The following is a 24,425-nucleotide window of genomic DNA, read 5'->3' as shown; positions in this document are numbered from 1 at the left end:
GGCGGTGCGACGCCGACGGTCGGAGCCGTCGGTCAGCGCTGTGAGTCCCGGAGGATGAACGGACCGATTGCGAGCGTCCGCTTGGCGATGGTCGCGATGCGGGCGATGTACGAGATGAGCAGGAGGAACGGCAGCGACGTGATCGCGAACGCGATCGACGCCCACCAGATGAGATTCGGGACGCCGAGCGTCCCGCCGGTGAGCGCGTTCCCGCCCAGATACGTCGTCGTGAACCCGGCGACGATGAGCGCCGGGACCGAGAGGTAGAGGATGTTCTGCGAGAGGCTGATGAGTTCCCACTCGAAGTACAGCGTCTTGATGTGTTCGCGGGCCGGTCCGAACATCGACAGCGACGTCTTCAGTTCGTCGAGAATCGACATCGCCTCCGCCGAGAGCGTGTCGACGTAGCCGTCCGCGAGACGCTCCACCTGGAAGATTTTCCAGCCGTAGTTGTAGTCGAGCGCCGCCGAGACGACGGTGTACGAGCCGAACGAGCGGCCTTCGAGTTTGTCCGCCGCGGCGTCGGCGTTGCCGATGAGGCTGGTCGTGAACTCGTCGACTTCGTTGCGGAGTTCGTCGTCGTCGGTGTCGGCGACCTCGTCGCGGAGTTGTTCGGCGTGCTCTCTGCTCTCGAGGATGAGTGCGCGAAGGAACGCAGACGGGTCCGCGGGCGTCGGCGAGCCGATCATCTCCTCGGTGTACTCGCGGAAGTCCATCGTGTTGCTCATACGCTGACGCTGGTCGCCGAGCGGGCCGTTCTCCTGGGAGATGACGATCTGCGAGATGGTCAACACCAGCGTGACGCCGGTGATGATCGCACTGATCATCGTCGAGAACACCGTCTCGACGGTGTCGGCGCTCTGCGCGTCGATCAGGAAGTACTGGTAGAAGAACGTCCCTCCGAACACGAACACGCCGAGTATCAGCATGGCGAGCAGCCCCGTGACGACGAGACGGGAGCCCTCGAGCATGAACCACGTCTTGATCTTCGTCTCACCGCTGCGCTGGCGCATCGTGTTCGCGGTGCTGATGTCCTCGTCGGCGGTGAGGTCGACGTTCGGGTCTTCCTCCCGCGTGTCGATGGTGTCAGAGCTCTCGTCGCTCATCGAACTGGTGGACGTGGCGCGTTCGAATCTGCCGTTGCGCGGCGCGAAACACCCGCCCGTACGTGCTCTTTGGTGGACGCGGGAGCGTCCGGACTCGTACGTGAACTCGGCATCGAACTGTCCGACGGGCCGACGAGAGAGAGCCGGCACTCGGCCTCCGAACGGCGTGTTCCTGTTTCGTTCATCTGTAGGTACGGTATCGACAACGGCCGTCCACTTGAGTTTGCGTCCGAAAGTTTCAGGTGCGAGAAACTCGCGTCGGGCGACGGAGTAGTACGAGCCCTCGAAGTAATAACCACTCCCGAGGTAAACGTGGATATGGAACGTCCGACAGCGTGGCCCCGAAAACTCGCAGTTTTCACCGTAGTGCTTCTGGCCTGCAGCGGCTGTCTCACCGTCCAGCCGACGGTGAGCCTCCAGACGAGCGACGCCACCGTCTTCGAGAACGTCTCGACGACCGACCGCTGGGGAACGGCGTCGGTAGACGCGTCAGTGACGTTGACGTCCGAGGCGACGACTCAGCGCGGCGTCACGAAGGTGAGCGTTATCTCCGAGAGCGGTAAATCGTTCTATACGACGACGGTCGACACCGGACAGACGGACGTCTCGGTCGTACTACCGACCGGTCAGACCGCACAGATCTACGCCGTCAACACCGTCAACGGAACCGTCGTCGCCAGACAGAACGTGACTATCGGCGGTTCGACGTACCCGTAACCGCCCGACTCTCAATCTCTCGGTGCCCAGATTCGGTTCCGCGCGGAGCGACGCTCAGCTTTAGGAGCGTCCGCGTACAATCTACGTCACATGAGCCGAGACGACGCCCGCTTCGAGTACGAGAGTCTCCGCGTCCCGCGCGGAGCGACGAAGAAGGAGTCATCCGACCCGAAAGAGGAGTTGAACGAGTACGCGGCCGACGGTTGGCGACTCGTCGAGACGGTCGAGTACGTCGGCGGCGGCACGAAGTACCTCATCCTCGAACGACCCGTCGAGTGAGCGGCTCCGGCTCGCGTTGAACTCGGTGAATGAACCTAATGAACACAACACGTGAACATCACGAAGCCGCCGAATTAACGGCGGCGAAGCTACGGTTTTCGCCGTCCATCACCGCTCGTGAACCGTTACGACGATATCTTCCTTCGGACGAGAGGTCACCGTCGGGATGACCTCGATGCTCCGGTCGGAGACGAGTTCGAGATGGAACCGCTGGTACATCATCGCGAGAATCAGGCGAGCCTCCAGCATCGCGAATCGGTCGCCGATACAGCGCCGCGGTCCGGCGGCGAACGGGAAGTAGGCCAGTCGCGGCAACGACCGCTCGAACTCGTCGGTCCACCGCTCCGGGTCGAACGCGAGCGGGTCGTCGTACCACCGGGCGTCGCGATGGACGACCCACTGGTTCAGCATGATCTTCGACCGCGGGGGGATGCGGTAGCCGCCGAGAACGTCGGCGTCGACGGACTCGCGGACGATACGGGGAACCGGCGGGTACAACCGCATCGACTCTTTGACTATCCGCTCGGTGTAGGTCAGTTCCGGCAGGTCGGCCATCGTCGGGAGGTCGCCGCCGAGTACGCGATCGAGTTCCGCGACGAGTTTCGCCTCGATCTGTGGGTGCTGTGAGAGCAAGAACGCGGTGTACGTCATCGACACGGCGGTCGTCTCGTGGCCGGCGGCGAGAAGCGTGATAGCCTCGTCTCGAATCTGTCTCTCCGAAAGTGGCTCCCCGTCCTCGTCGCGCGCCGCCAGAAGCATCGAGACCACGTCGTGGTCGCCGGGACTCCCCTTCTTCTGCTGGATGATGTCGTCGACGACGCGGTCGAGCGTGTCGCGGGCGTTCGCCATCCGCCGACGCGAGGGAAGCGGTACGTCCTCCGGGAGTAGCACGTTCGGCAGACTGGTCGTCGCGGGGAGAAACGCCTCGATAGCCGCTTCGACCTCGTCGACGTACTCGTCGATATCGACGCCGAACAGCGCCTTCGTGACGATTCGAAGCGTCAGCTCCATCATCTCCTCGTGAATCGAGTACGCCTCGCCGTCTTCCCACTCGTCGAGCACGTTCCCGGTGAGGTCGGTCATCATCTCCGAGTAAACCTGAATCCGGTCGGGGTGAAACGACGGTTGGACCAGCCGGCGGTTCCGTCGCCACTCCTCGCCTTCGCTGTTCAGGATTCCGTTGCCCGTCAGCGGCCCCAGAACCTTCTGAAACTCGTCGCCCTTCTCGTAGTTCTGGTTGTTGTGGACGAGGACGCGCTCGATGTCGTCGGGGTGGTTGAGTTGATAGACGTGCCCGGCGGGGTCTTCCCAGTGGACGACGTCGCCGTACTCGCGCGCCATTCGCTCGCTGAACGCCAGCCCACCCCGAATCGACGCGATGGCCGACCCGAGGAGCGGTAGCCCGTCGGGGCCGGGCGGATGTTCGTCGGTCGTAGGTCGGAGGTCGGAGGTCATCTATTCGTCTCTCTGCGCGCGAACCTCTTCGGTCTTTGTCAACTGCCAAAGAGTCCGGTGGAGTTTACTGTTCGAAACGAGTGTAGCCGAAAGACGTTCAGACGAGCACTTGAGCGAGGCCCCACGCGACGCCGAGTGCGAGCCCCGCACCGAGCAGGTTCGCACCGGCGTTTACGACCGCCCGGAGACGGTCACCCGTCTCCCAGAGCCGGACGGTCTGGACGGAGAACGAGGAGAACGTCGTGAACGACCCGCAGACGCCCGTTCCGAGCAGCAGCAGCGTCGTCGAGTCCACGCCCAGAAACGTCACGAATCCGAGAAGAAACGTTCCGAGTACGTTCACGGCGAGCGTTCCCAGCGGGAACTCGTCTGACTCCACGAGGCGGCCGACGTACTGTCGGAGGAGCGCGCCGACGGCTCCGCCGGTACCGACGACGTGTGCGGGGTCGAACTCGATCAACGCGACCACCGCCGGTCGACGACCCGAGCGGTCCGCCGCCCGACGAGCACACCGGCGAACCCGAGCGCGTAGTTGGCGACGACGTTCGCGACGAGCCACAGCGGCGGGGCCTGCGCCGACTGGAGCGCGAACGTGCTGTAGGTGGTGAACGAGGAGAGAAAGCCCGTCGAGACGACGGTGCGAGTCTCCTTCGTCAAGATGCCCGAATACAGTTTCTCGTAGAGAACAAACCCGAGAACCGCGCTGCCGACGGCGTTGACGACGAGCGTCCCGACCAGACCAGGGAGGACGAGGTCGGCGAAGTACCGGAGGTTCGACCCGGCGAACCCCCCGATTGCGACGAGTGCGAGCGATTCGAGTCGGACGAGCGGATGGCGAGTAGTCTCTGACATGGACGACGCTGGCGAGGAGGAGTCGTCGGCCGACGCGGTCGGCGGTTGGGTCGGGCAGACTCCATCGCCCGAGGTGTGGACACGAATCTCGTTCGGGGTGATAAATAGCTACTGGAGCACCGAACCCCCGCCAGCGGCGGTTCGATGGTCACGGTCTGTGACCTGCTTCGCGGCGAATGCGGCGGTGCCGACGCCGGCCGCGAGAGCGAGAGGGTCTTGCGCTGGTGGGACAATCCCGCATTGGCCTCGGGCCCTTCTGCCGTCTCAACAGGCCCCGCAGGTAGTTCTTCGCCGGTAGTAGAGGAGTCCACCGAGGAGGACGACACTCGCGGCGCCGAGTACCGGACGCAGCGGGTCGAAGAACGTCATGAGCGTGGACGAACCGAACAGCGTGAGCAGTACGACGTTGCAGACCGGGCAGCCGAACGCCAGAAACCCGACCACGAGTCCGCCGCCGGCGACTCGGTCGCCGACGGGTTCCTCGATGGTGGCTCGCTGGTAGACGAACGCACCCGCGAAGACGGCGGTCGTGAGCAGGAAGAGGTAGTCCAGCGGCGTACTCGGGACCATCCTGACGTAGACTGGGTTCGGTAAGAGACCGGTGACGGCGCCGAACAACAGGAAGGCACCGACGGCGACGCCGATACTCGTGGCGACTCGGCGTCGAGTCAAGGCCGTCATTCGACTCCCGCCTCGCCGCGAGCCGTCGACGATATCGAGCACGTCCGAGGGTCGCCCGCTCGCCCGAGGAAGAACGCCAACAGCAGTATTCCCTCGACTCTGAGGAGATTCCCGTCGAACGGGAGGACGGCCATCGCTCCGACGAACCCGAGCGCGCCGAGAACGCCCGCGCCGCAGGTCGCACAGCCGGCGGCGAGCAGTCCAGGAACGACCCCGGCGAGCGTTTCGACGCTCGCGCGACGCGCCCGCCGGACGAGCGCGACGGCGTTGGTCACCGCGATGCCGGTCAAGAGCGCGTACGCGACGAGGAGACTGATACCGACTCCCCCCGCACTCAGGTAGCTCTCTCGCGTCAGCGCGACCACCGCGTAGACGAGCCTCGACGGCGAATTTGCGAGTATCTGGAGCGAAAACTGCGGGAACGTGCTCAAGACCAGTACGACGTAGGTGGCGCCGGTCGCGACGGCGGCGGTCAGCAGTCGCGCGTACGAAGTGAGCGGGTACGCGAGCGCGCGCCGAAACCGACGGAACCAGTCGCCGACGGCAGTTCGGTAGTCGTTCATGCGTCTCGTACTCGGTCTATCGCCTTCGAGAACGTCTCGTACGGGTGAGCACCGACCATCTTTCCCGCCGTGTCCGACTTCCGGTTGTAGAGGACGAAGCCCGGTGTCCCCTGGATGTCCGAGGACCGGGCGGTGTCGACGTCGACGCTGACCGTCTCGCGCATCGCGTCGCTGCGCGTCTCGCGGCAGTCGCGGACGGCGTCGACCGAGACGCCATCCGTCTGTCTGGTGATGCGGTCGAACGTCTCCTCGTTCGCCCAGTCGTCTCCGGACTCCGACTGCGCCTCGAACGCGGCGCCGTGCCAGTTCCAGAAGACGCTCGGGTCGTCGTCGGCGACCTGCCGCCAGACGCAGCGACTCCAGACCGCCGCCGGCATCGAGTACTCGCCGATGTTCGGGTACAGAAGCGAGACGAGCCTCACCGTCCCGTCGTCGATGTAGTTCGCACCGATTTTGGGGAGCGTCTCCGTCTCGAATCGTTTGCAGAACGGACAGAGGTAGTCGGTCCAGTAGTAGATGTCGACCTGAGCGTCGGAGTCGCCCGCAACCGGACGCCCGGCGAGTTCGACGCCGTACCCGGTCGTCGAATCGTTCGTCGCGAACGACGACGGAACGTACTCTCGGCCGCCCGAACCCGAACGGGTCGCGAGATACGCGACACCGCCGCCGAACGCGACCGTGGCTCCGCCGGCGACGAGGGCGCGTCGCCGGGTAATATTGTCCTCAGAGTCCATGACTATACACTAATATGGAGCTATCTGAAGGTGTTTTCGGCTCACGACCGAGAGGAGTCGGTCGCGCGGCACCGATGGTGGACGCGATTGCGAAGACGGCGAGCAGTTGCAGCGCGAACTGTGACCCGTTTTGCCGTGTACCGTACGCGTACGACATCGGACTTCTCGGTCTTCAGTTGGCCGCGCAGTTGTTCGGCCCGAGTTCGAGTTCCTCGACGTCGTCGCCGGGCTGTTCCTTCCCCCAGTTGATCTGCTTGATTTCGTTGTAGTTCGCGGGTTCGTCCGCGAGGCTCTCGACGATGGTCTCGACGAACGCCTCCTCGTCGCCGTCTTCGACGTAGCTCAAGAGCTCGTTCGTCGACTCCGCGCGGAGCTCTCCGAGTTCCGTCGCGAGGGGACGGACCTCCTCGTCGCTGAAGTGGCCGGGGAGGACGACCGTTCCGTCGTCGAGGTCGGTCAGGTCGTCGAGGCTGTCGAACAGCCGACTCGCGGCCGTACGGACAGCGTCTTCGGAGCTATCTTCGAGGTCGGGTCGACCGACGCTCCGGAGGAACAGCGTGTCCCCCGAGAGGAGGGCGTCGCCGTACTCGAAGGAGACGCTTCCGGGCGTGTGACCGGGCGTGTGGCGCACGTCGAGTTCGCGGGAGCCGACTTCGATGGCGTCCCCGTCCGCGAGTTCGGTCACGCGGTCGAGGTCGGCGACGTCCTCGCGGTGGAGGTAGTAGGGGACGTCGAGTTCGCCCGCGAGGCGTCGCGCTCCCGAGACGTGGTCGGCGTGGGCGTGGGTGTCGGTGACGCCGACGATTTCCAAGTCGCGTTCCTCGGCGGCGGCGAGATACTCCTCGACGTACTGCGTCGGGTCGACGACGACGGCTTCGTCGCCGTCGTGGACGAGGTAGGAGACGCAGCCGGTTCCGGGGCGGACGATCTGAACGACGCCGTCGATGTCGAGTTCGTACTGACGGTGGACGCGGCCCCAACCGTTCATGCCGTCGTCGACGGATTCGGCGTCGTACCCGTGTTCGCGCAGGAAGTCAGCGGCGCGCGCGGACGTGACGCCAGCGATACAGACGACGATTATCTCCTCGTCTTCGGGGAGGTCGTCGAGGTGCGCCTCGAGGGTCGAGTAGTCGTAGTCGAGGAGTTCGTCGTAGATGGGCAGGTTGGTGCTCCCGGGAATTTGCCACTCGTCGTACTCCTCCTCTCGTCGAACGTCGAGGACGAACGGGTCCGACTCGTCGTCCGCCACTCGCTGGGCGACCGTCGACGGTTCGTATCCAGTATTGCTCATTACATCCACAACTATGAAGGCGAACCCAGTTAAATGCGTTGGTGATATCGGTCGCTCGACTGATGTATTCGGCCGGTTCGTACTCCGTCAGGTACACGGACGGCGATACGGTTGTGGGAGCGGTTCGGAATCTCGGTTCGAGCCGCGAGATGTCGCGTCGATGTTTCGGTTTATTCACAATACCACGGTCGCCCGGCGGTCGGTTTGGCGCCCGGTCGTGACGCGCGGTACAGACCCGAAATCGGAGCTCCGAACGACAGACGCCGGACGCTGGACGCCGGACGACGCGCTCAGGACGTGGTGAGTCGACACCACGTCCCCGTCCGGTTACCTCTGAGCCGGCAGACGGCGGCGAGGACGACCGCACCGCTGACGAGGACGGCCGCGCCGAAGATGAGGGCGATGCTCACCGTGTTCAGCAGTTCGACGCCGTAGGCGTTCCCGAGTTCCTTCGACGCCACGGCGACGCTCCCCGCGAGCAGCATCGCGGCGAAGTACCCCTTGATGGCGTCTTCGTCGACGAGTTTCGTCGCGCCAGCGCCGATGCGCGCCCCGAGGGCGCTTCCGGCCAGGAGTGCGACGACGACGGGCAGCGAAACCGCGCCGAGCTGTGCGTAGCGGAACGCCCCGAACGCCCCGGAGATGGTGATCTGGAGGATGTCCGTGCCGACGGCGACGGCCGCGGGAACGCCGAGACCGTACATCATCGCGGGCATCAGCAGGAACCCGCCGCCGACGCCGAGGAACCCGGAGAGCACGCCGATGACGAGTCCGACCGCGAAGATGATCGTCCCGGAGACGCGGACGTCACCGCGCAACGTCACCATCGGCGGGATGTGCAGCGACTGCACCCGGTCGGCGAGGTCGCGACCGTCTCCGTCGGCGCCGTCGGTGCTGTACGCGTCGCGCAGCGTGAACAGCCCGACAGTCGCCAGCAGACCGACGTACGCGACGCTGATGATGAGGTCGGCCATCCCGGTCGACTCCAGGAAGAAGACGACACTCTTGCCGCCTTCGATGCCGATAGTCATCGCGACGGTCATGATGACCGCGAGTTTGTAGTCGACCTGTCCGTGGTCGCGGTGGCGGAGCGCGCCGATGACGCTCGTCCCGAAGACGAACGCCAGGCCGCTCCCGACGGCGACCGTCGAGGGATACCCCAGCACCAGAAGCGCCGGCGTCACGAGGAACGACCCGCCCATCCCGAAGAACCCGAACAGGATGCCGATGAGGAGGCCGAAGCCGACGAACACGCCGACCATCGCGAGGCTCAGCCCGAGTAGTTCCATCGTCACTCCCCTCCAATCGCGTCGAGGACCGGTTCGCCGACGACCCTACTGAGTACGCCGTACCCGACGTACAGCGCGATGGCTTCTCCGAGGACGAGTCCGATGGTCGTTATCGCCTCCATCGACCCGCTCAGTGACTCGAATACGAACATTTCACGTGCTCCGATCTGTCTTGGTCTGTCGTTCAGTTACTGTGCAATCTCCATTACGCTCGTTCACCGAGCAAGTGTCTCGAAACATGGGAATCAGTCCGACGCGGTCGGCTCGACGGTCTCGGTCTCGTCGGCGCGAGACGAGCGGACGAACCCTTGTGCGTACGCGCCGAGGAACATCCCCAGTATCGCCCACAGGATGGTGACGTTCCCGAGGCCGACGCTCGCGTAGGCTGCGCCGGGACAGATCCCCGAGATACCCCAACCGACGCCGAAGATGACCCCGCCGACGGGGACGTTTCGGTCCATCGTCTTCAGCCGGCGGGTGTAGCCGCGGCCGGTGAGCGGGGCGCGGTCGAGATAGTTCGTGGCGACGAAGAACGTCAGCCCGGAGACGACGGCAGCGCCGCCCATCACGAACACGAGGCCGAAGTCTTCGAACTGGAGGAAGTCCAGCACGATTTCGGGTTTCGCCATCCCGCTGAGGCCGAGTCCGAATCCGAACACCAGCCCGCCGAGGAGGATGACGAGCGTGAACGCGAGTCCGCGTCCGTCGTCGGTGTCGGCGCTCATGGCGTCACCCCCAGCGCGGCGACGACCTGCGCGGTCCCGATGGCGACGGCCATGAACGTCGCGACGTTCACGAGCGAGGTCTCCGAGAGCGAGCCGATACCGCAGACGCCGTGTCCGGAGGTACAGCCCTTCCCGACGCGCGTCCCGACGCCGACGAGGAAGCCGCCGCCGAGCAGTCGCCACCACTGGACCTGGGTCGTCCAGCCGAACTCGCCGAAGGCGAGCGCGTACGCGGCGGCACCACCGACGATACCGAGCGTGAACACGACCCGCCAGTCGCGGGAGGTGACGTACTTCGTCTGGTTGAACCGGGAGACGTTCGAGACGTACGACAGCGTCGACTCGAGGAACGTACTCGCACCCGCGATGATACCCGTCCCGAGGTAGATGGTCGCGACGCCGAGTCCGATGAACAGGCCACCGACGGCGTACTGTGCGACGCCCCGCGGGAACAGGTCCGCGAACGCGAGCAGCGAAAATGTCGTCAAACTCATTGTGTCGTTGTAGCTCTCATCGAGTGTAGTCGGTCGTCGCCGCGTCGTCGTCGTCGATGCGCCTTTCGAGTGTCTTCGGGATGACCGATGTCACATCCGTCTCCGACTCGGGGGATGCGTGATTCATCTGTGCGCTCCAGTACCGCCTCGTCGCACATAAGAGTTCCCATAGAATTTCAGTAGTCATACAATACCATTTCTCGGATTATGGCGTCATGTGCGAGCATACGCGCCGAAGCGTATCACGAGGGCGAACCGGGCGGATACGGTCGTGCGTGTGATTTCCAATAATCGACACACTTTTTAGGAACAGGTGAGTATTGTGGGCCAAGCCCAATACAGAACGGGCAGATAGAGAATGAGTTCGGAATACACAGTCACCGAGACACTCGACGTGAAAGGCGAATCGTGCCCGATGCCGGTCGTGAAGACGAAGGGAGCCATCGACGGCCTGAGCGAGGGCGACGTCCTGGAGGTCCTCGCGACGGACTCCGGCAGCATGAGCGACATCGCGGGATGGGCGGAGACGACCGACGGCGTCGAACTCCTCGACCAGGAAGACGGCGGCGACGTGTTCAGACACTACGTGCGCAAGACCGAGTAATCATGAGTACGGAAACACCCGAGAGCTCCGAGACGAAAACGGTCGCCGACCCGGTCGACGTTCCCGAGGACGCCTCGGTGGCCGAGCTCGCGGCCGAGGTAGAGGAGCTACGCGAGGAGCTCGCAGACCTGAGAGCCGAGGTCGGCGACGACCAGAAATCGATGGTCATCGTCTCGACGAAGGGGACGCTCGACATGGCGTACCCGCCGCTCATCCTCGCGTCGACGGCGGCGGCGTTCGGCTGGGACGTCACCGTCTTCCACACGTTCTGGGGGCTCGACATCCTCCACGAGGAGAAGTCGAAGAATCTCAAGCTCTCGGCGGTCGGCAACCCGAGCATGCCGATGCCGAACGCCATCGCGTCGCTTCCGGGCATGGACTCGATGGCGACGAAGATGATGAACAAGAAGATCGCCGACAACGGGACGGCGACCATCGAGGAACTCATCGAGGTGTCGCTCGACCAGGGCGTCGACCTGCAGGCGTGTCAGATGACCATCGACCTCATGGACTACGACGAAAACGACTTCTACGACGGCGTCACCACCGGCGTCGGGGCCGCGACGGCTCTACAGCGCATGGCCGACGCGGACGTCCAGTTGCTAGTTTGAGCCGGATAGAGCGACGAACACACATCCAACGGATTCGAACAACATGAGCTACACGACGAAAACGCAAGTGAGCGGCTCGTTCGACGACGTCGTCGAGCAGACCGTCAGCGCGCTCGAAGACGAGGGGTTCGGCGTCCTCTGTGATATCGACGTCCGAGCGACGTTCGAGAAGAAACTCGACGAACAGTTCCGGAACTACCGCATTCTCGGCGCGTGCAACCCGCAACTCGCGCACGAAGGGTTGAACGACGAAATCGAACTCGGGGCGTTGCTCCCGTGTAACGTCATCGTCTACGAGGACGACGACGGAACGGTCACGGTGAGTGCGGTCGACCCGGCGCGACTCGTCGGCATCGCCGGCAATCCCGACCTCGACCCTATCGCCGACGAGGTCTCGACTCGGTTCGAGCGCGTTCTCGACTCGCTGTGAGCGTAGTTCGTTCCACCCGACTCACGCGGGCACCGCTTCCAGCGGCGGTACAACCATTTTCCTCCAGCAGCGAGAGAGACACTAAATGACTGATTCAGAGTCGAACCCCGACGCCGACGAGCGCGCAGACGCCCAGAGAGACGGCTACGACCACGACGAGTCGTTCGACGCGGCGAGCGAGGAGGCTCGGACGATGGGCCGCGGCTTCTTCGAGGAGTCCAGCGCCCCCGGGTCGGCGATGGCGCACCTCTACCGTGGCGAGATTCACCGGATGAAACTGTGGCGCGAGCGACTCGACCACACCTCGAACTGGGCGGTGACGCTCATCGCAGCCATCCTCACCTTCGCGTTCTCCGGTTCGGACCGCCCCCACTCGGTCATCCTCGTCGGCGTCGTGATGGTGACGGTGTTTCTCGTCATCGAAGCCCGCCGGTACCGGGGCTACGACATGTGGCGTTCGCGGGTGCGGATGCTCCAGCGGAACGTGTTCGCGTACTCCTTAGACCCGTCTCAGGGTATCGAGGACCCCGACTGGCGGCCGCGGCTCTCCCGCGATTACCGCGAACCTCGCGTGAAAATCTCCTACGAGGAGGCTATCGCCCACCGTCTGCGTCGGGTGTACCTCCCGATCTTCACCGTGTTGCTCGCGGCGTGGCTGTTCCGCACTGTCGTCACGTCCGGAACACAGCCGTGGCCCGCGAGTGCCTCGATAGGACCGGTATCGGGGACGCTTACCACGGGAGTCGTCGTCGCGTTCTACCTGGCGCTCGTCGCGGTCACGTTCCGCCCGCGCGTCTGGCAGGCGACCGGCGAACTCCGACGGAGCGAAATCGGCGCGTGGGACGACATCAAGTGAGCAGTTCCGGGACGGCGTCAGCAGGCGGGACGGCGGGCGAGTCGGCGGTCGGTCACGAACACAAGCGGTTTGTGGCCGACTGACCAAACGATCAGCGATGCAAGCCGACGAGATCGACCCGCAGGCGCAGGCTGCGGTCGCACGCCAGGACCGATTTCCGCTCCCGCACAGCCGCCGCGGGCTGAAGTTCCTCCGTCTCGTCTCCCGGCCGATAACGTGGATTCAGAACCGGAACCCGCCGAACGTCGGCGCGACCGTCGACCGAACGATTCCCGGCCCCGCCGGCGAACTCGATGCTCGCCTGTACCTCCCGGAAGGTGACGGACCCGTCCCGACGGTCGTGTTCTTTCACGGCGGCGGGTTCGTCCTCGGGAGCATCGGCACGCACGACTGGCTCTGCAGACAACTCACGCGCGAAAGCGGCTGCGCCGTCCTCTCGGTCGATTACCGCCTCGCACCCGAACATCCCTTCCCCGCGGCGGTCGAGGACGCCTACGCCGCCGTCGAGTGGGCGGCGGAGCACACGGACGCGCTCCGCGGAACCGGCGATATCGCCGTCGCTGGCGACTCCGCCGGCGGGAATCTCGCCGCCGTCACGGCGCTCGTGGCCGCCGAGAACGACGGCCCGGAACTCGCTCACCAACTCCTCATCTACCCCGCCGTCGGCATCGACGAGGGCCAACGGTCCGTTCGAGAGAACGCCGGAATCGTCCTCAGCGAAGCCGACATGGAGTGGTTCGGCGACTGCTACTACGGGAGCGACATCCACCGGCGGAACCCGTACGCAGACCCGACGAACGCCGCCGACGTCTCCGGTGTCGCACCCGCGACGGTCGTCACTGCCGGATTCGACCCGCTCCGAGACGGCGGCAAGGCATATGCCGAACAGCTCGTCGGCGACGGGGTTCCGACGCGCTACGAGAACTACGACGCTATGGTCCACGGCTTCATGACGATGCGCGACGTCGACCGGGCCCACGAAGCGATTTCGGACGTCGCTGGGGACGTGGTGGACGCACTCGGTGTCCGGTGAACCAAAATCGCCGCTTCCGCGGCCGCAGGCACCTGACGAGTTTCGTAACTACACCTACCGGTTCCCCTCCATAGCCTCCGCGTCGACGACCCGACCGAGGAACAAGACGGCGTCCGTGGGACGGTCCCGGATGCAGAACAGGAACGGTCGGTCGAACCGCAGTTCGCCCCAGTCCGGCGGCATGGATTCGACCATCACGACGGCCGTGGAAGCCGCGGCCTCGGTGCCCTCCTCGTCGACGGAGACGAACGTTTTGTGGGCCACCTGGTCGATCCGGAGATCGCCGCCATCTCCTTCGGCCATCCCGCCGAAGTCGGCGCTCCCCTCGAACGCTACCGGCATGCCGAGGTCTCGCAGCGTCTTCGAGAGGTTGGCTTCCGTCTCGAACTCGAACTTCGGAAGTACCAGATCACCAGCAGCGTCGCTCAACTCGTCGAAGATACCGAACAGTCGGTCGGCATCGAGATTCTGTTCGACGGCCTCGAACTCGCCCTCGTCGGGGAGAATCAACACCATCGAGACCTCCCCGCCGACGTACGGCAGTTCGATGGCCTGAGCGTCGGGTATGGACGCGTAGTTCGTCCGGAGGTTCTGGTGCATCATCGGGACGGTCGAATCGGTCCCATCCAGCCCGGTGAACGCGCCGTCTTCGGTGTCTTGGGGGTCGAACTCGAACTGCCAACTCGCCATGAAATAGATGGCGTTCGTGAGGACGAGAACCGTCGCGGGGGTGAGCGAACCCGGTTGCAACAACCCTTCGATACGGTCGTTGGTCGCGTCGGCGACCCAGTCGTTGATTCGCTCGCGCTCTCCGTCGGGGTCGTCGACGAAGTCGCTCCGGCGGAGGCCCGCAGCGTAGTGCTCCTCCAACAGGGCGAGGTAGTCCTCGTCGAAGGGGAAGTCCTCCCGACCCCAAAGCGCGTTAGCCACTGCGAGTTGGAAGGCGTCGACTTCCTCACCGTTCGTCCGGTCCTCGGTCGTCTCTCGCTCGTCGAGGGCGGCCCGAACGTCGGCGAAGGCCGGATGGAGCTCCTCGCCCAGCGTGTAGTGGAGGGTCTCTTCCATCTGCTTGCGAGTCTCACCGCGGGCACCGGCGTACGTCATCGCGAGCGCCGCCGAGACGCTGTACGGGGACAGAAACAGGTTCGTCTCCTTCTCCGAGGCGAGGTGTTTGTGGAGGTCGAAGGCGAACGCCGCGTTACCAGCGGCGAGGGCGGCCAATCGTTCGTCGTCGACGTCGGGCTCGCCGGTCGGCGGTTCGTCGCCCGACGGTTCATCGGTTGGCGTCTCCGTCGGTGTATCGACCGGCGTCTCGGCTCCTGACGGCGTCTGCTCGCCGTCGGTGCAACCTGCGAGCGTCGCAGCAGCGAGCACTCCCGACAGCGTCAGGACCTTTCGTCGGTTCATGTTCGCTCGCCTCATTCAAACGTGCAATTAAATGTCTTCTGTTGAGGAGATGCCCGTCTTGAATCGCAGTCGAGGGGGAGGACTACAGTTCCACGACTGTTCAAACCGCCTCGGATATCACAACAGAAAGCCCGACCGCAACCCAGATAGTACCGAGGACGACCAGCGGAAGCGAACCTCCATCCGGAGGTAGCACGTCGCTCTCACAGATACTCGGTGAACGCCGTGGCGAGTTTTTCCTCAGCGCGTCTGAGATGGTGTTCTGCGGTCCGACGACCCACACCGACCGCGTCCGCAATCTCCGCCGTCGTCGTACCGCGCGGTATCTCGTAGTACCCGTGCTCGTACGCGGTGAGAAACACCTCTCGCTGTCGTTTCGAGAGGTCCGGGAGGAGCGCGCTCGCCGAGAGCACGGGCGTTTCTGACTTCACCGACGTCAGTTCCTGTTTCGACTCGACCGTCACGTCGTGGTCCGCCGAGATATCGGCGTACAACGTCGTCAGGTTCGCCGGGTCCAACGCGAGCACGCGGACGACTTTCGCGCCGCGTTCGTACCGAAGCGGCGGGAGGAGGAGACAACCGTTTACGGCGATGTGACGTTCGATGTAGTCGTCCCGATACTCTTTCAGACACGCCTCGGTGACGATGGTCCGGTCGTCGCCGTTTTCGATTCGCTCGTGAACGCCGACCGTCGATTCGACGTGGTCGACGACGTCGGACTGCCGGTCGCCTTCGACGTGAAGTAAGTCGCAGTGGTCGTTACACCACAGTTCGATTCGAGTGTCGTTTCCCGCCGTCGCACTCGCGTACGGACTGTCGCTCCGGATTCGGAACACCGCCTTGTGCATCGTCTCGCAGTCGTGCTCCGTATTTAAATCCCTTTCCGCACGGACAGCCCAAACTATGGGGTCTACTCGTCTGTGGTATACGTATACATGGTCAAACACCACTCCGGAGACGAAGCGACGGACGACATCGGCGCGCCGTCGTCGCAGTGGCTCGACTACCAGGGTGCGCCGACGGGAACGGATATCGAGTGCGAAGGGTGGCGACAGGAGGCCGCCCTCCGCATGCTCAACAACAACCTCGACCCCGAAGTCGGGGAGAAACCCGAGGAGCTCGTGGTGTACGGCGGCACCGGCCGAGCGGCCCGCAGTTGGGACGCCTACGACGGTATCCTCTCGGAGCTCCGGACGCTCGCCGACGACGAGACGCTGCTCGTCCAGTCGGGGAAGCCGGTCGGCCGATTCACGACCCACGAACGCGCCCCGCGAGTACTAATCGCGAACTCGAACCTCGTCGGCGCGTGGGACAACTGGGCGCACTTCCACGAACTCGAATCGAAGGGGCTCATCATGTACGGACAGATGACCGCCGGGTCGTGGGCGTACATCGGAACCCAGGGCATCGTCCAGGGGACGTTCGAGACGCTGGCCGAGGCGGCCCGGCAACACTTCCCCGACCGCGAGGGATTGCGGGGGACGATCACGGTCACCGCCGGTCTCGGCGGGATGGGCGGGGCGCAGCCGCTGGCCGTGACGATGAACCACGGCGTCTGCATCGCCGCCGAAGTCGACGGGAATCGAATCGACCGGCGCATCGAGACGGAGTACTGCATGGAGAAGACCGACGACCTCGACGAGGCCGTCGAACTGGCCGAGAGAGCCGCCGAAAACGGCGAACCGCTTTCCATCGCCGTCCACATGAACGCCGCCGATATGTTCGACGGGCTGCTCGAGCGCGAGTTCGTCCCGGACCTCGTCACCGACCAGACGAGCGCGCACGACGAACTGGAAGGCTACTACCCGTCGGGCTACACCGTCGAAGAGGCCGACGCGTTGCGCGAGGAGGACCCCGAACGGTACGTCGAAGCGAGCCTCGACACGATGCAACGACACGTCGAGGGCATCCTCGCCATGCAGGAACGAGGAGCAGTCGCCTTCGAGTACGGCAACAACATCCGCGGACAGGTCCAGACCCATCGCGGAATGGAGAACGCGTTCGACTTTCCGGGGTTCGTCCCGGCGTACATCCGGCCGCTGTTCTGCCGCGGGAAGGGGCCGTTCCGCTGGGTCGCGCTCTCCGGCGAGGAGGCGGACATCCATCGGACCGACCGAGCGGTGAAGGAACTGTTCCCCGAGAAGGAGATGCTGCACCGCTGGATAGATCTCGCACAGGAGCAGGTGTCGTTTCAGGGGCTGCCGAGTCGCGTCTGTTGGCTCGGCTACGAGACCGACGACGAGGGGCTGACCGAGCGTGCGCGGTTCGCGCTCGAAATCAACGAACTCGTCGCCGACGACGAGATTGCAGCGCCGGTCGTCGTCACGCGCGACCACCTCGACGCCGGCAGCGTCGCCAGCCCGAATCGCGAGACCGAGGCGATGCGCGACGATTCCGACGCGATTGCGGACTGGCCGATTCTCAACGCCTTGCTCAACTGTGCGGCCGGTGCCGACATCGTGAGCGTCCACGACGGCGGCGGCGTCGGCATCGGCAACTCGCTGCACGCCAACAACCACGTCGTCCTCGACGGCTCAGCCCTCGCCGCCGAGAAGGCCGAGCGCGTCTTCACGACGGACCCCGGCATGGGTATCGTCCGCCACGTCGACGCCGGCTACGAAGACGCAGTAGCGGAGGCGGCGGCGTCAGGCGTCCACATCCCGATGCGGGAGGACCGATGAGTAGCCTGACCGAATCAACCGCCTGGTCGGGTACGTCGTCGGACCCCGCGGACGAACAGTTCGGCGATATCGTCGAGCGCGCGGACCTCGAAAGCGCAGACGCGTACGACGCCGTGCTCGTCGGGGAACCGTACGACGGCGCGGTCATCTCCCGACCCGGTGCCGCTGAGGGCCCGTCGGCTATCAGAGAGGCGCTGGCGACCGTGAAGACCCATCACTTCGACGCGGGGGCCGTCGAGAGCGTCGCCGACCTCGGCGACGTCGAGGTTCCAGCAGGGTCGGTCGCAGAGGTGCAAGACGCCATCCGGAGCGTTACCGAGACAGTTCACGAACTCGACGCCCTCCCTGTGTTCCTCGGCGGCGACAACTCGGTGACTGTCCCGAACGTCGCGCCGTTGCTCGAAGATGCGAGCGTCGGCGTCCTCAACGTCGACGCGCACCTCGACGTTCGAGAAGTTCGAGACGGACCGACGAGCGGGACACCCTACCGCCAGTTAGGCGAGGCCGGCCTCGACGCGTACGCTTGCATCGGTGCTCGGCACTTCGAGACCAGTTCGGTGTATCACGACTACGTCCGCGAGAACGGCGGCACCGTCGTGACGGCGGAGGAAGTCGCAGACGACGTCGTCGCGGCCGTCGACCGAGCGCTCTCCGGGCTCGGTTCGGTCGACCGACTCTACTGTAGCGTCGATATCGACGTTCTCGACGCGACGTACTGCGGATGTAGCGCACCGACGCCCGGCGGTCTCCTTCCGCGAGAACTGTTCCGACTCGTCCGCCTCGTCGGTTCCGACGAGCGAATCGCGGGCTTCGAACTCGTCGAATGTGCCCCCTCGCTCGACGCCCAGGGGCGGACCGTCGACGCCGCCGCCCGGACGGTTGCGCACTTCCTCTCGGGGTGGTCTTCGTGACCGACCTCGTCGTCTACGACGCATCGCAAGTCGTGACGCCGACCGACGACAGCGAACTGGAGACGGTTCGCGACGGCGCGGTCGCTGTCGACGATGGCGTGGTCGTCGCAATCGGACCGACAGAGGAGGTCGTTCGAGAGCACCCTCCGGAGAACGCGACGACGGCTATCGACGCCTCCGAGAAGACGGTGTTGCCGGGCTTCGTCGACCCGCACACCCACGCGCTGTTCGCCGGCGACCGCGCCGACGAGTTCTCCGCGAAGCTCGAAGGCGCGACCTATCAAGAGATTCTCGCGGAAGGGGGCGGCATCCTGCGGACCGTTCGAGCCGTGCGTGAAGCCGCTCGGGACGAACTCGTGGAGAACCTCCTCCGGCAGTTCGACGTGATGCTCGCCCACGGGACGACGACGATCGAGGTGAAATCCGGCTACGGACTCGACGTCGAGACGGAGGTGAAGATGCTCGAAGCCATCGGCGAAGCGGGCGACCGCCACCCGATAGACGCGGTCGCGACGTTCATGGGCGCCCACGCGGTGCCGGAGAACACCGACGCCGACAGCTACGTCGACCACGTCGTCGAAGAACAGATTCCCGCCGTCGCCGAGCGCGGCCTCGCGGAGTTCTGCGACGTGTTCTGCGAGGCCGGCGTCTTCTCGGTCGACCAGTCCCGGCGCGTCCTCGAAGCCGGGCGGGAGCGCGGCCTGAAGCCGAAGATTCACGCAGACGAGTTCGAACGGCTCGGCGGCGCGCAGTTGGCGTCCGAACTCGGAGCCACGAGCGCAGACCACCTCCTGCAGTCGACGACTGAGGACGTCTCGGCGCTCGGCGACTCGGGCGTGACGCCCGTCCTGCTGCCGGGAACCGCGTTCGCGCTCGCGACCGACTACGCCGACGCGGACGCGTTCGAGAGAGCGGATATCCCGGTCGCCATTGCGACCGACTGCAACCCGAACTGCTTCTCGCAGAGTATGGAGTTCGCCATCGAGCTCGCCTGCAACGGCATGCGGATGTCGCCCGCCTCGGCCGTCCGCGCGGCGACGAAGACGGCCGCCGCGGCGCTCGACCGAACGGACGGGGCAGGCACGCTCCAGAGAGGGGCGCCCGGCGACCTGGTCGTCGCCGACGTGCCCGACTTCGAGCACCTTCCGTACAACTTCGGCGTGCGGAACGTCGAGACGGTCGTCAAGGGCGGGGAGGTGGTCCGCCGTGACTGACGCTCCCGTCGTCGTCGACGGCGAGTCACTCACGCCGGAGGCCGTCGAACGCGTCGCGCGGAAGGGAGCGACCGTCCGTGTCCCCGAGAGCGCCCGCGAGCGCGTCCGAAAGTCTCGCGAACGCATCGTCGATATCGTCGACTCCGGTCAGGCCGTCTACGGCGTGAACACCGGCTTCGGCGAACTCGTGCAGGAGCGCATTCCCGGAGACGACATCGAGGCGCTCCAGCAGAACCTCGTCCGGAGTCACGCCGCCGGAACCGGCCGCGAACTCGACGACGAGGAGGTTCGGGCGATGCTCGTCACCCGACTCAACGCGCTCGTGAAGGGGTACAGCGGTGTCCGAGAGCGAATCGTCGACGTCCTGTCGAGGATGTTGAACGAGGGCGTTCACCCCGTGGTGAAAGCCAAGGGGAGTCTGGGTGCGAGCGGCGACCTCGCACCGCTGGCGCACCTCGCGCTCGTCGTCACCGGTGAGGGCGAAGCCACGGTAGACGGAGAGCGGCTTCCCGGCGACGAGGCCCTCGCGCGGAAGAACCTTGAACCGGTGACGCTCCGCGCGAAGGAGGGACTGGGGCTCATCAACGGGACGCAGTTGACCGTCGGGCTGGCCTCGCTCGTGGTCTGCGACGCCGAGCGGGCGATGCGTGCTGCGGACATCGCCGGCGCGATGACCACGGAGGCGACGATGGGGACGACGGCGAGTTCACACTCCAGCATCCAGCGCGTTCGACCCCATCGAGGACAAGCCGAAAGCGCGAAGAATATCCGTCGGCTCACTCGGGACTCCGAGATCGTCGAGTCGCACCGCAACTGCGACCGGGTGCAGGACGCGTACTCGATTCGCTGTCTCCCGCAGGTTCACGGGGCGGTTCGAGACTCGATTCGACACCTCCGGACGGCCGTCGAGACGGAGCTCAACAGCGCGACGGACAACCCGCTCGTGTTCGCCGCCGACGAAGCGGACGACCGGGCCAGCGGCACCGAAGCGGCCGCCGTCCTCTCCGGCGGTAACTTCCACGGACAGCCGCTGGCGCTGCGGCTGGACTACGTCACGAGCGGCCTCTCCGAGTTGGCATCGATCTCCGAGCGGCGAGTCGACCGGATGCTCAATCCCAACGTCCAGGAAGCGCACCTCCCCCCGTTTCTGACCGAACAGAGCGGTCTTCGTTCGGGATACATGATCGCGCAGTACACCGCCGCCGACCTCGTGAGTACGAACCGTTCACAGGGGCGGCCGTCCACGGACAACATCCCCGTCAGCGGAAATCAGGAGGACCACGTCAGCATGAGCGCGCAGAGCGCGTACGTCGCCCGAGAGACCGTCGAGTCGACGATGTGCGTCGTCGGCATCGAACTGGCCTGCGCGGCGCAGGCGCTCGATTTTGCGGGCGACCGAACTCCGGGTGTCGGAACGCAAGTCGCTCACGAGACGATTAGAGAGCATCTCGCGCACCTCGACGACGACCGGCCGATCCACCGGGACATGGAGGCGATGGCGGAGATTCTTCGTTCCGATGCGTTACTCGAGAACGTGGAGGCGGCGCTCGACGCGACGCTCGAGTGACCATCTCAGTATTCTTACCTTGCGACTGAGACGGCGTACACACCACCTCGATTCAGAGTGTCGTCGTACGTAGTAAGTGTACCACGGTGTGTTGTGCTGGAAATCAATCGGCACATACGGCCCTCTCAACGTGAATATATGGGTGAATCACGGAAAGTCAAGGAGAAAGCCCTGTGCTTTAGCGCGGGGATGAATCCGACACTACCTTTCACGAACCACCGTCGATAGCACAGCCTGATATTCCAACCGTTTCTTAAGATAGCGCACTCGATTACAGTTGTACTGGTCATGGTGACTGTCACCGCGAAGTTCCACAACCCATCCCTCTCACGGCGGAAAGAGTGGCAACAGGGCACTCGCCTCTATCGTGACACCAAGCAGTTCTGCATCGACGGATGGGAAAACGCTGACTTCGGGAAATCTGTGACCACAGCCAGCATTGACAACGACCTCTACTCGGCCATTCAGAACCAAGCCATTCGAGAGGCGAAATCCGACCACAACAAAGACGGAGAAGTTCGCTACCGAGAGAGTCAACCGTTCGCCGTCAACAACCAGAATTGGGAAATCGACACGACCGAGAACGGCACAGTCGTCGTCGGGTTTCCGTGTGTCTCTCAATGGTGGTACACGCCTATCGAAGTGTACGACGACATTGCCGACCCTGTAGACCGACTGGTTGAGGGTGACGCGAAGAAGACTCGGCTACAGGTCTACCGTCGTGGTGACGACTGGTACTGTACGTTCAACATCAAGTACGACGCCGACACGTCGGGTGAGACGCCCATCGGTGTCGATATTGGTGAACGGCACATCCTCGCTGTGACGGCCTACGGCGAGGACGAGTCGATGCTGGTGTCTGGTGGTGAGGCGAAGTATGTTCGACGCAAATATCGTTCCCTACGCGATTCGCTTTCGGAAGCGGGTGCGCTTCGCGCACGCAACCGTGTGGGTGACAAAGAACAGTGTCGAATCAAGGACTTGAACCACAAACTCTCTCGTCGCCTCATCACGTTCGCGGAACAGTTCGAGAACCCAGTCATTCGGATGGAAGACCTCAAAGGTATCCGCGAGAACAGTTCGTGGTCGGGCGTTCACTCGTGGCATTACCACCAACTTCAACAATTCATCACGTACAAAGCTGAACGCGCTGGTATTCGCGTTGAAAAGGTCGATGCGTACCACACGAGTCAGCGATGTTCGGATTGTGGTTCGATGGGAACCCGTGATGGCGACCACTTTTCGTGTTCGGAGTGCAGTCGTGGACGCCACGCAGACCTGAACGCTTCGGAGAATATCGCACAACGGGAGGGTGAACCATGCACGGCGTAACAGTTCGGCTGACGCGAACCGTGCTACCTCGCGGGCTGAAGAACCCGCCGTCGTTGACGCCCGCTGTATGCGGGGAGGAAGGTCCCTTTGACAGGGCTATACGCGCTGAAAAGCACACCATTGGTCACAACTTGGTGGCGACCTTCGACGGGTCACGCGAAAGCGTACTTGAACCCCGAGGAAACGCGCAACCTGAATATCCACTTCGTGGAATCCTCGCCCTTTAGGGCGGGGAGGATGTCAATGGACTGGTTTGATAGCCTCGACCGTCGCAGAGACGACGTAGTCGCTGACATCGTGGTCGTCATCCCACTCGCTGATGAACTCCTTGCTCTCTTCTTTCGACTCAATCTGAATTTGCTCGAAGCCTGCAGCAGACAGTATTTGCTCGAGTTCCGAGACCGGTGATGCGCCGGCGACACAGGACGCGACAGACTCCGGGTCACCACGAACATCGTCCGGTAACTCAGCGGTCAACACAACGTCAGAGATCGCGAGTCGACCACCTGGCTGAAGCACGCGATAAGCTTCGTCGAACACCTGCTGTTTGTCCGGGGAGAGATTCACCACACAGTTCGAGATAACGACGTCTACAACCTCATCAGCGATGGGTAGGTGTTCGATCTCACCGAGGCGGAACTCGACGTTCGTCGCGTTGTTTTTCTCGATGTTATCTCTGGCTTTCTCTATCATCTCCGGGGTCATGTCGACGCCGATGACGCGTCCCGTGTCCTCGACCTTTCGGGCTGCGAGGAAGCAATCGAAACCAGCACCGGACCCGAGGTCGAGCACGGTTTCACCGGACTGGAGGGAGGCGATAGCAGTCGGATTTCCACAGCCAAGGCCCAGGTTTGCTCCCTCAGCGACAGTCGTCGTCTCACTCTCCGAATATCCGAGTTGGCTGTTCAGTCCGCTTTGGCCGTCACGACAGCTGTCTGATGCGCTACAGCAACTCGACTCTTCGCTCGCAATCTGGGCATATCGTCGACGGACTGCACGACGTTGTTCATCGGGAGCCAATCCGGACGATCGGTTCTGTTCACTCATTGGACTCACCTCTGGTCTCGTCGAGCGTGTTCAGAATGGCTTCTGTCCGTGGGGTCGCTGCGTAGTATCGCCAGCGGCCCTCTTTGCGGCGTGAGACGAGGCCGGCAGAATAGAGTCGCGAGAGCGCTTGGCTGACTGCGCTTTGGCTGACACCGAGGGCGGGTTCAAGTTCGCAAACGCATACGCCACCGTCGCTGTCCGCGATGAGTCTGAGTGCTTCGTACCGGGTGTCGTTTCCGAGCGCCGAGAGGAGTTGGACATCTGTGGCGAGTTCTGACTCAGTGAGGGTGTGAGCTGCAGTGCAACACGCTCCATCGGCGTTGCGTGTCTCGTTCTTCTCGGGGGATGACGATTGGTGGCTCATTTTAGTATATGCTAATATTAGAGCCGGCTAATATAGATGTTTCGCGGCCTTCGACTACTACACGTCTGCTCGAGACAGCGGTAGCGAAGTACTCCCTCACACCGGAGCCGCCGAACGACGGCGAGTAGGGCGGGGGAGTTCACACCGGTTTTCGCCCATCTTTTGGTTTTCCTGACGACACC

General features: G+C 64.1%; 29 protein-coding genes and 1 riboswitch. Of the genes, 13 read left to right on the top strand and 16 right to left on the bottom strand.

Annotation, left to right across the window (positions count from 1 at the left end):
- Positions 1-32: 32 nt before the first annotated feature.
- Positions 33-1,106, bottom strand: a complete 1,074-nt coding sequence (locus DV709_RS16175) for a hypothetical protein (RefSeq protein ID WP_117595474.1) — start codon at positions 1,104-1,106, stop codon at positions 33-35.
- A 318-nt stretch (positions 1,107-1,424) separates the two neighbouring features.
- Between DV709_RS16175 and DV709_RS16170 the strand changes: the two genes are divergently transcribed.
- Together DV709_RS16170 and DV709_RS16165 are read left to right on the top strand one after the other, a co-directional pair.
- Positions 1,425-1,823, top strand: a complete 399-nt coding sequence (locus DV709_RS16170) for a hypothetical protein (RefSeq protein ID WP_117595473.1) — start codon at positions 1,425-1,427, stop codon at positions 1,821-1,823.
- 90 nt (positions 1,824-1,913) lie between these two features.
- Positions 1,914-2,102, top strand: a complete 189-nt coding sequence (locus tag DV709_RS16165; protein ID WP_117595472.1) for a DUF4177 domain-containing protein — start codon at positions 1,914-1,916, stop codon at positions 2,100-2,102.
- Between the two features lie 108 nt (positions 2,103-2,210).
- Here the strand turns inward: DV709_RS16165 and DV709_RS16160 are convergent, their stop codons facing one another.
- The 11 genes from DV709_RS16160 to DV709_RS16115 all read right to left on the bottom strand — a co-directional run bounded on the left by DV709_RS16160 (position 2,211) and on the right by DV709_RS16115 (position 10,186).
- The gene (locus DV709_RS16160) at positions 2,211-3,557 is read right to left on the bottom strand and encodes a cytochrome P450 (protein ID WP_117595471.1); all 1,347 of its coding nucleotides are present in this window, start codon (positions 3,555-3,557) and stop codon (positions 2,211-2,213) included.
- Between the two features lie 97 nt (positions 3,558-3,654).
- On the bottom strand, positions 3,655-4,017 hold the full coding sequence (gene crcB / locus DV709_RS16155) for a fluoride efflux transporter CrcB (RefSeq protein ID WP_117595628.1): 363 nt from the start codon (positions 4,015-4,017) through the stop codon (positions 3,655-3,657).
- The gene (locus tag DV709_RS16150; protein ID WP_117595470.1) at positions 4,014-4,409 is read right to left on the bottom strand and encodes a CrcB family protein; all 396 of its coding nucleotides are present in this window, start codon (positions 4,407-4,409) and stop codon (positions 4,014-4,016) included. Before DV709_RS16150 ends, crcB begins: the two co-directional genes overlap by 4 nt.
- 9 nt (positions 4,410-4,418) lie before the next feature.
- A riboswitch (Fluoride riboswitch) is annotated at positions 4,419-4,487 on the bottom strand.
- Between the two features lie 186 nt (positions 4,488-4,673).
- The gene (locus DV709_RS16145) at positions 4,674-5,090 is read right to left on the bottom strand and encodes a hypothetical protein (protein ID WP_117595627.1); all 417 of its coding nucleotides are present in this window, start codon (positions 5,088-5,090) and stop codon (positions 4,674-4,676) included.
- Positions 5,087-5,653: a hypothetical protein gene (locus DV709_RS16140; RefSeq protein WP_117595469.1), complete on the bottom strand. Its 567-nt coding sequence runs from the start codon at positions 5,651-5,653 to the stop codon at positions 5,087-5,089. Before DV709_RS16140 ends, DV709_RS16145 begins: the two co-directional genes overlap by 4 nt.
- The gene (locus tag DV709_RS16135) at positions 5,650-6,387 is read right to left on the bottom strand and encodes a DsbA family protein (RefSeq protein WP_117595468.1); all 738 of its coding nucleotides are present in this window, start codon (positions 6,385-6,387) and stop codon (positions 5,650-5,652) included. The genes DV709_RS16140 and DV709_RS16135 overlap by 4 nt, the downstream gene beginning before the upstream one ends.
- A 172-nt stretch (positions 6,388-6,559) precedes the next feature.
- Complete coding sequence (locus DV709_RS16130; protein ID WP_117595467.1) at positions 6,560-7,678, bottom strand: MBL fold metallo-hydrolase; 1,119 nt, start codon at positions 7,676-7,678, stop codon at positions 6,560-6,562.
- A 290-nt stretch (positions 7,679-7,968) separates the two neighbouring features.
- A complete protein-coding gene (locus tag DV709_RS16125; RefSeq protein ID WP_198665757.1) occupies positions 7,969-8,967 on the bottom strand; it encodes a sulfite exporter TauE/SafE family protein in 999 nt (332 codons plus the stop codon).
- 2 nt (positions 8,968-8,969) lie between these two features.
- A complete protein-coding gene (locus DV709_RS18120; RefSeq protein WP_198665756.1) occupies positions 8,970-9,119 on the bottom strand; it encodes a DUF7512 family protein in 150 nt (49 codons plus the stop codon).
- 93 nt (positions 9,120-9,212) lie between these two features.
- Positions 9,213-9,692: a YeeE/YedE family protein gene (locus tag DV709_RS16120; RefSeq protein ID WP_117595466.1), complete on the bottom strand. Its 480-nt coding sequence runs from the start codon at positions 9,690-9,692 to the stop codon at positions 9,213-9,215.
- Positions 9,689-10,186, bottom strand: coding sequence for a YeeE/YedE family protein (locus tag DV709_RS16115; RefSeq protein WP_117595465.1), 498 nt, complete (start codon positions 10,184-10,186; stop codon positions 9,689-9,691). Before DV709_RS16115 ends, DV709_RS16120 begins: the two co-directional genes overlap by 4 nt.
- Before the next feature lie 358 nt (positions 10,187-10,544).
- Between DV709_RS16115 and DV709_RS16110 the strand changes: the two genes are divergently transcribed.
- The 5 genes from DV709_RS16110 to DV709_RS16090 all read left to right on the top strand — a co-directional run bounded on the left by DV709_RS16110 (position 10,545) and on the right by DV709_RS16090 (position 13,720).
- On the top strand, positions 10,545-10,790 hold the full coding sequence (locus tag DV709_RS16110) for a sulfurtransferase TusA family protein (RefSeq protein WP_117595464.1): 246 nt from the start codon (positions 10,545-10,547) through the stop codon (positions 10,788-10,790).
- A 2-nt stretch (positions 10,791-10,792) separates the two neighbouring features.
- Complete coding sequence (locus DV709_RS16105) at positions 10,793-11,401, top strand: DsrE/DsrF/DrsH-like family protein (RefSeq protein ID WP_117595463.1); 609 nt, start codon at positions 10,793-10,795, stop codon at positions 11,399-11,401.
- Positions 11,402-11,444: 43 nt separating this feature from the next.
- Complete coding sequence (locus DV709_RS16100) at positions 11,445-11,831, top strand: DUF302 domain-containing protein (protein ID WP_117595462.1); 387 nt, start codon at positions 11,445-11,447, stop codon at positions 11,829-11,831.
- Between the two features lie 193 nt (positions 11,832-12,024).
- Positions 12,025-12,687, top strand: coding sequence for a DUF2270 domain-containing protein (locus DV709_RS16095; protein WP_232819784.1), 663 nt, complete (start codon positions 12,025-12,027; stop codon positions 12,685-12,687).
- 97 nt (positions 12,688-12,784) lie between these two features.
- Positions 12,785-13,720 (top strand): alpha/beta hydrolase, encoded by a 936-nt coding sequence (locus tag DV709_RS16090; protein WP_117595461.1) that lies wholly within the window; start codon positions 12,785-12,787, stop codon positions 13,718-13,720.
- Between the two features lie 54 nt (positions 13,721-13,774).
- On the opposite strand, the gene DV709_RS16085 is transcribed toward DV709_RS16090, so the two are convergent.
- Entirely contained in the window at positions 13,775-15,127 is a 1,353-nt protein-coding gene (locus tag DV709_RS16085; protein ID WP_117595460.1) for a serpin family protein, read from the bottom strand.
- Between the two features lie 203 nt (positions 15,128-15,330).
- Entirely contained in the window at positions 15,331-15,975 is a 645-nt protein-coding gene (locus DV709_RS16080; protein ID WP_117595459.1) for a helix-turn-helix domain-containing protein, read from the bottom strand.
- Between the two features lie 87 nt (positions 15,976-16,062).
- On the opposite strand from DV709_RS16080, the gene hutU reads away from it, so the two are divergent.
- From hutU to DV709_RS16055, 5 genes are all read left to right on the top strand, one after another.
- Positions 16,063-17,808 (top strand): urocanate hydratase, encoded by a 1,746-nt coding sequence (gene hutU / locus DV709_RS16075; protein ID WP_117595458.1) that lies wholly within the window; start codon positions 16,063-16,065, stop codon positions 17,806-17,808.
- Positions 17,805-18,719: a formimidoylglutamase gene (hutG, locus tag DV709_RS16070; RefSeq protein ID WP_117595457.1), complete on the top strand. Its 915-nt coding sequence runs from the start codon at positions 17,805-17,807 to the stop codon at positions 18,717-18,719. The genes hutU and hutG overlap by 4 nt, the downstream gene beginning before the upstream one ends.
- Positions 18,716-19,933, top strand: coding sequence for an imidazolonepropionase (gene hutI / locus DV709_RS16065; protein ID WP_117595624.1), 1,218 nt, complete (start codon positions 18,716-18,718; stop codon positions 19,931-19,933). The genes hutG and hutI overlap by 4 nt, the downstream gene beginning before the upstream one ends.
- Positions 19,926-21,500: a histidine ammonia-lyase gene (gene hutH, locus DV709_RS16060; protein WP_117595456.1), complete on the top strand. Its 1,575-nt coding sequence runs from the start codon at positions 19,926-19,928 to the stop codon at positions 21,498-21,500. Before hutI ends, hutH begins: the two co-directional genes overlap by 8 nt.
- A 282-nt stretch (positions 21,501-21,782) precedes the next feature.
- Complete coding sequence (locus DV709_RS16055; RefSeq protein WP_117595455.1) at positions 21,783-22,832, top strand: RNA-guided endonuclease InsQ/TnpB family protein; 1,050 nt, start codon at positions 21,783-21,785, stop codon at positions 22,830-22,832.
- A gap of 240 nt (positions 22,833-23,072) precedes the next feature.
- Here DV709_RS16055 and DV709_RS16045 read toward each other — a convergent pair whose 3' ends face one another.
- A complete protein-coding gene (locus DV709_RS16045; RefSeq protein WP_117595454.1) occupies positions 23,073-23,879 on the bottom strand; it encodes an arsenite methyltransferase in 807 nt (268 codons plus the stop codon).
- Entirely contained in the window at positions 23,872-24,084 is a 213-nt protein-coding gene (locus DV709_RS18455) for an ArsR/SmtB family transcription factor (RefSeq protein ID WP_394338698.1), read from the bottom strand. The genes DV709_RS16045 and DV709_RS18455 overlap by 8 nt, the downstream gene beginning before the upstream one ends.
- Here DV709_RS18455 and DV709_RS18450 point away from each other — a divergent pair.
- Positions 24,022-24,156, top strand: coding sequence for a hypothetical protein (locus DV709_RS18450; protein WP_394338700.1), 135 nt, complete (start codon positions 24,022-24,024; stop codon positions 24,154-24,156). The genes DV709_RS18455 and DV709_RS18450 overlap by 63 nt on opposite strands.
- Positions 24,157-24,425 lie beyond the last annotated feature (269 nt).

The sequence above is a fragment of the Haloprofundus halophilus genome (assembly GCF_003439925.1).
Classification (GTDB): domain Archaea; phylum Halobacteriota; class Halobacteria; order Halobacteriales; family Haloferacaceae; genus Haloprofundus; species Haloprofundus halophilus.
The sequence above is the reverse complement of the archived record's forward strand: the minus strand, read 5'-3'. Positions and strand labels throughout refer to the sequence as shown.

Excerpts from the sequence above, each read along its gene's own strand:
- hutG (WP_117595457.1), top strand. The coding sequence starts at position 17,805 with ATGAGTAGCCTGACCGAATCAACCGCCTGGTCGGGTACGTCGTCGGAC.
- DV709_RS16140 (WP_117595469.1), bottom strand. The coding sequence starts at position 5,653 with ATGAACGACTACCGAACTGCCGTCGGCGACTGGTTCCGTCGGTTTCGG.
- DV709_RS16135 (WP_117595468.1), bottom strand. The coding sequence starts at position 6,387 with ATGGACTCTGAGGACAATATTACCCGGCGACGCGCCCTCGTCGCCGGC.
- DV709_RS16160 (WP_117595471.1), bottom strand. The coding sequence starts at position 3,557 with ATGACCTCCGACCTCCGACCTACGACCGACGAACATCCGCCCGGCCCC.
- DV709_RS16045 (WP_117595454.1), bottom strand. The coding sequence starts at position 23,879 with ATGAGTGAACAGAACCGATCGTCCGGATTGGCTCCCGATGAACAACGT.
- DV709_RS16145 (WP_117595627.1), bottom strand. The coding sequence starts at position 5,090 with ATGACGGCCTTGACTCGACGCCGAGTCGCCACGAGTATCGGCGTCGCC.
- DV709_RS18120 (WP_198665756.1), bottom strand. The coding sequence starts at position 9,119 with ATGTTCGTATTCGAGTCACTGAGCGGGTCGATGGAGGCGATAACGACC.
- DV709_RS16085 (WP_117595460.1), bottom strand. The coding sequence starts at position 15,127 with ATGAACCGACGAAAGGTCCTGACGCTGTCGGGAGTGCTCGCTGCTGCG.
- DV709_RS16080 (WP_117595459.1), bottom strand. The coding sequence starts at position 15,975 with ATGCACAAGGCGGTGTTCCGAATCCGGAGCGACAGTCCGTACGCGAGT.
- DV709_RS16125 (WP_198665757.1), bottom strand. The coding sequence starts at position 8,967 with ATGGAACTACTCGGGCTGAGCCTCGCGATGGTCGGCGTGTTCGTCGGC.
- DV709_RS16105 (WP_117595463.1), top strand. The coding sequence starts at position 10,793 with ATGAGTACGGAAACACCCGAGAGCTCCGAGACGAAAACGGTCGCCGAC.
- DV709_RS16110 (WP_117595464.1), top strand. The coding sequence starts at position 10,545 with ATGAGTTCGGAATACACAGTCACCGAGACACTCGACGTGAAAGGCGAA.
- DV709_RS16095 (WP_232819784.1), top strand. The coding sequence starts at position 12,025 with ATGGGCCGCGGCTTCTTCGAGGAGTCCAGCGCCCCCGGGTCGGCGATG.
- DV709_RS16170 (WP_117595473.1), top strand. The coding sequence starts at position 1,425 with ATGGAACGTCCGACAGCGTGGCCCCGAAAACTCGCAGTTTTCACCGTA.
- DV709_RS16120 (WP_117595466.1), bottom strand. The coding sequence starts at position 9,692 with ATGAGCGCCGACACCGACGACGGACGCGGACTCGCGTTCACGCTCGTC.
- DV709_RS16165 (WP_117595472.1), top strand. The coding sequence starts at position 1,914 with ATGAGCCGAGACGACGCCCGCTTCGAGTACGAGAGTCTCCGCGTCCCG.
- DV709_RS16175 (WP_117595474.1), bottom strand. The coding sequence starts at position 1,106 with ATGAGCGACGAGAGCTCTGACACCATCGACACGCGGGAGGAAGACCCG.
- DV709_RS16130 (WP_117595467.1), bottom strand. The coding sequence starts at position 7,678 with ATGAGCAATACTGGATACGAACCGTCGACGGTCGCCCAGCGAGTGGCG.
- hutU (WP_117595458.1), top strand. The coding sequence starts at position 16,063 with ATGGTCAAACACCACTCCGGAGACGAAGCGACGGACGACATCGGCGCG.
- DV709_RS16150 (WP_117595470.1), bottom strand. The coding sequence starts at position 4,409 with ATGTCAGAGACTACTCGCCATCCGCTCGTCCGACTCGAATCGCTCGCA.
- DV709_RS16115 (WP_117595465.1), bottom strand. The coding sequence starts at position 10,186 with ATGAGTTTGACGACATTTTCGCTGCTCGCGTTCGCGGACCTGTTCCCG.
- DV709_RS16090 (WP_117595461.1), top strand. The coding sequence starts at position 12,785 with ATGCAAGCCGACGAGATCGACCCGCAGGCGCAGGCTGCGGTCGCACGC.
- DV709_RS16100 (WP_117595462.1), top strand. The coding sequence starts at position 11,445 with ATGAGCTACACGACGAAAACGCAAGTGAGCGGCTCGTTCGACGACGTC.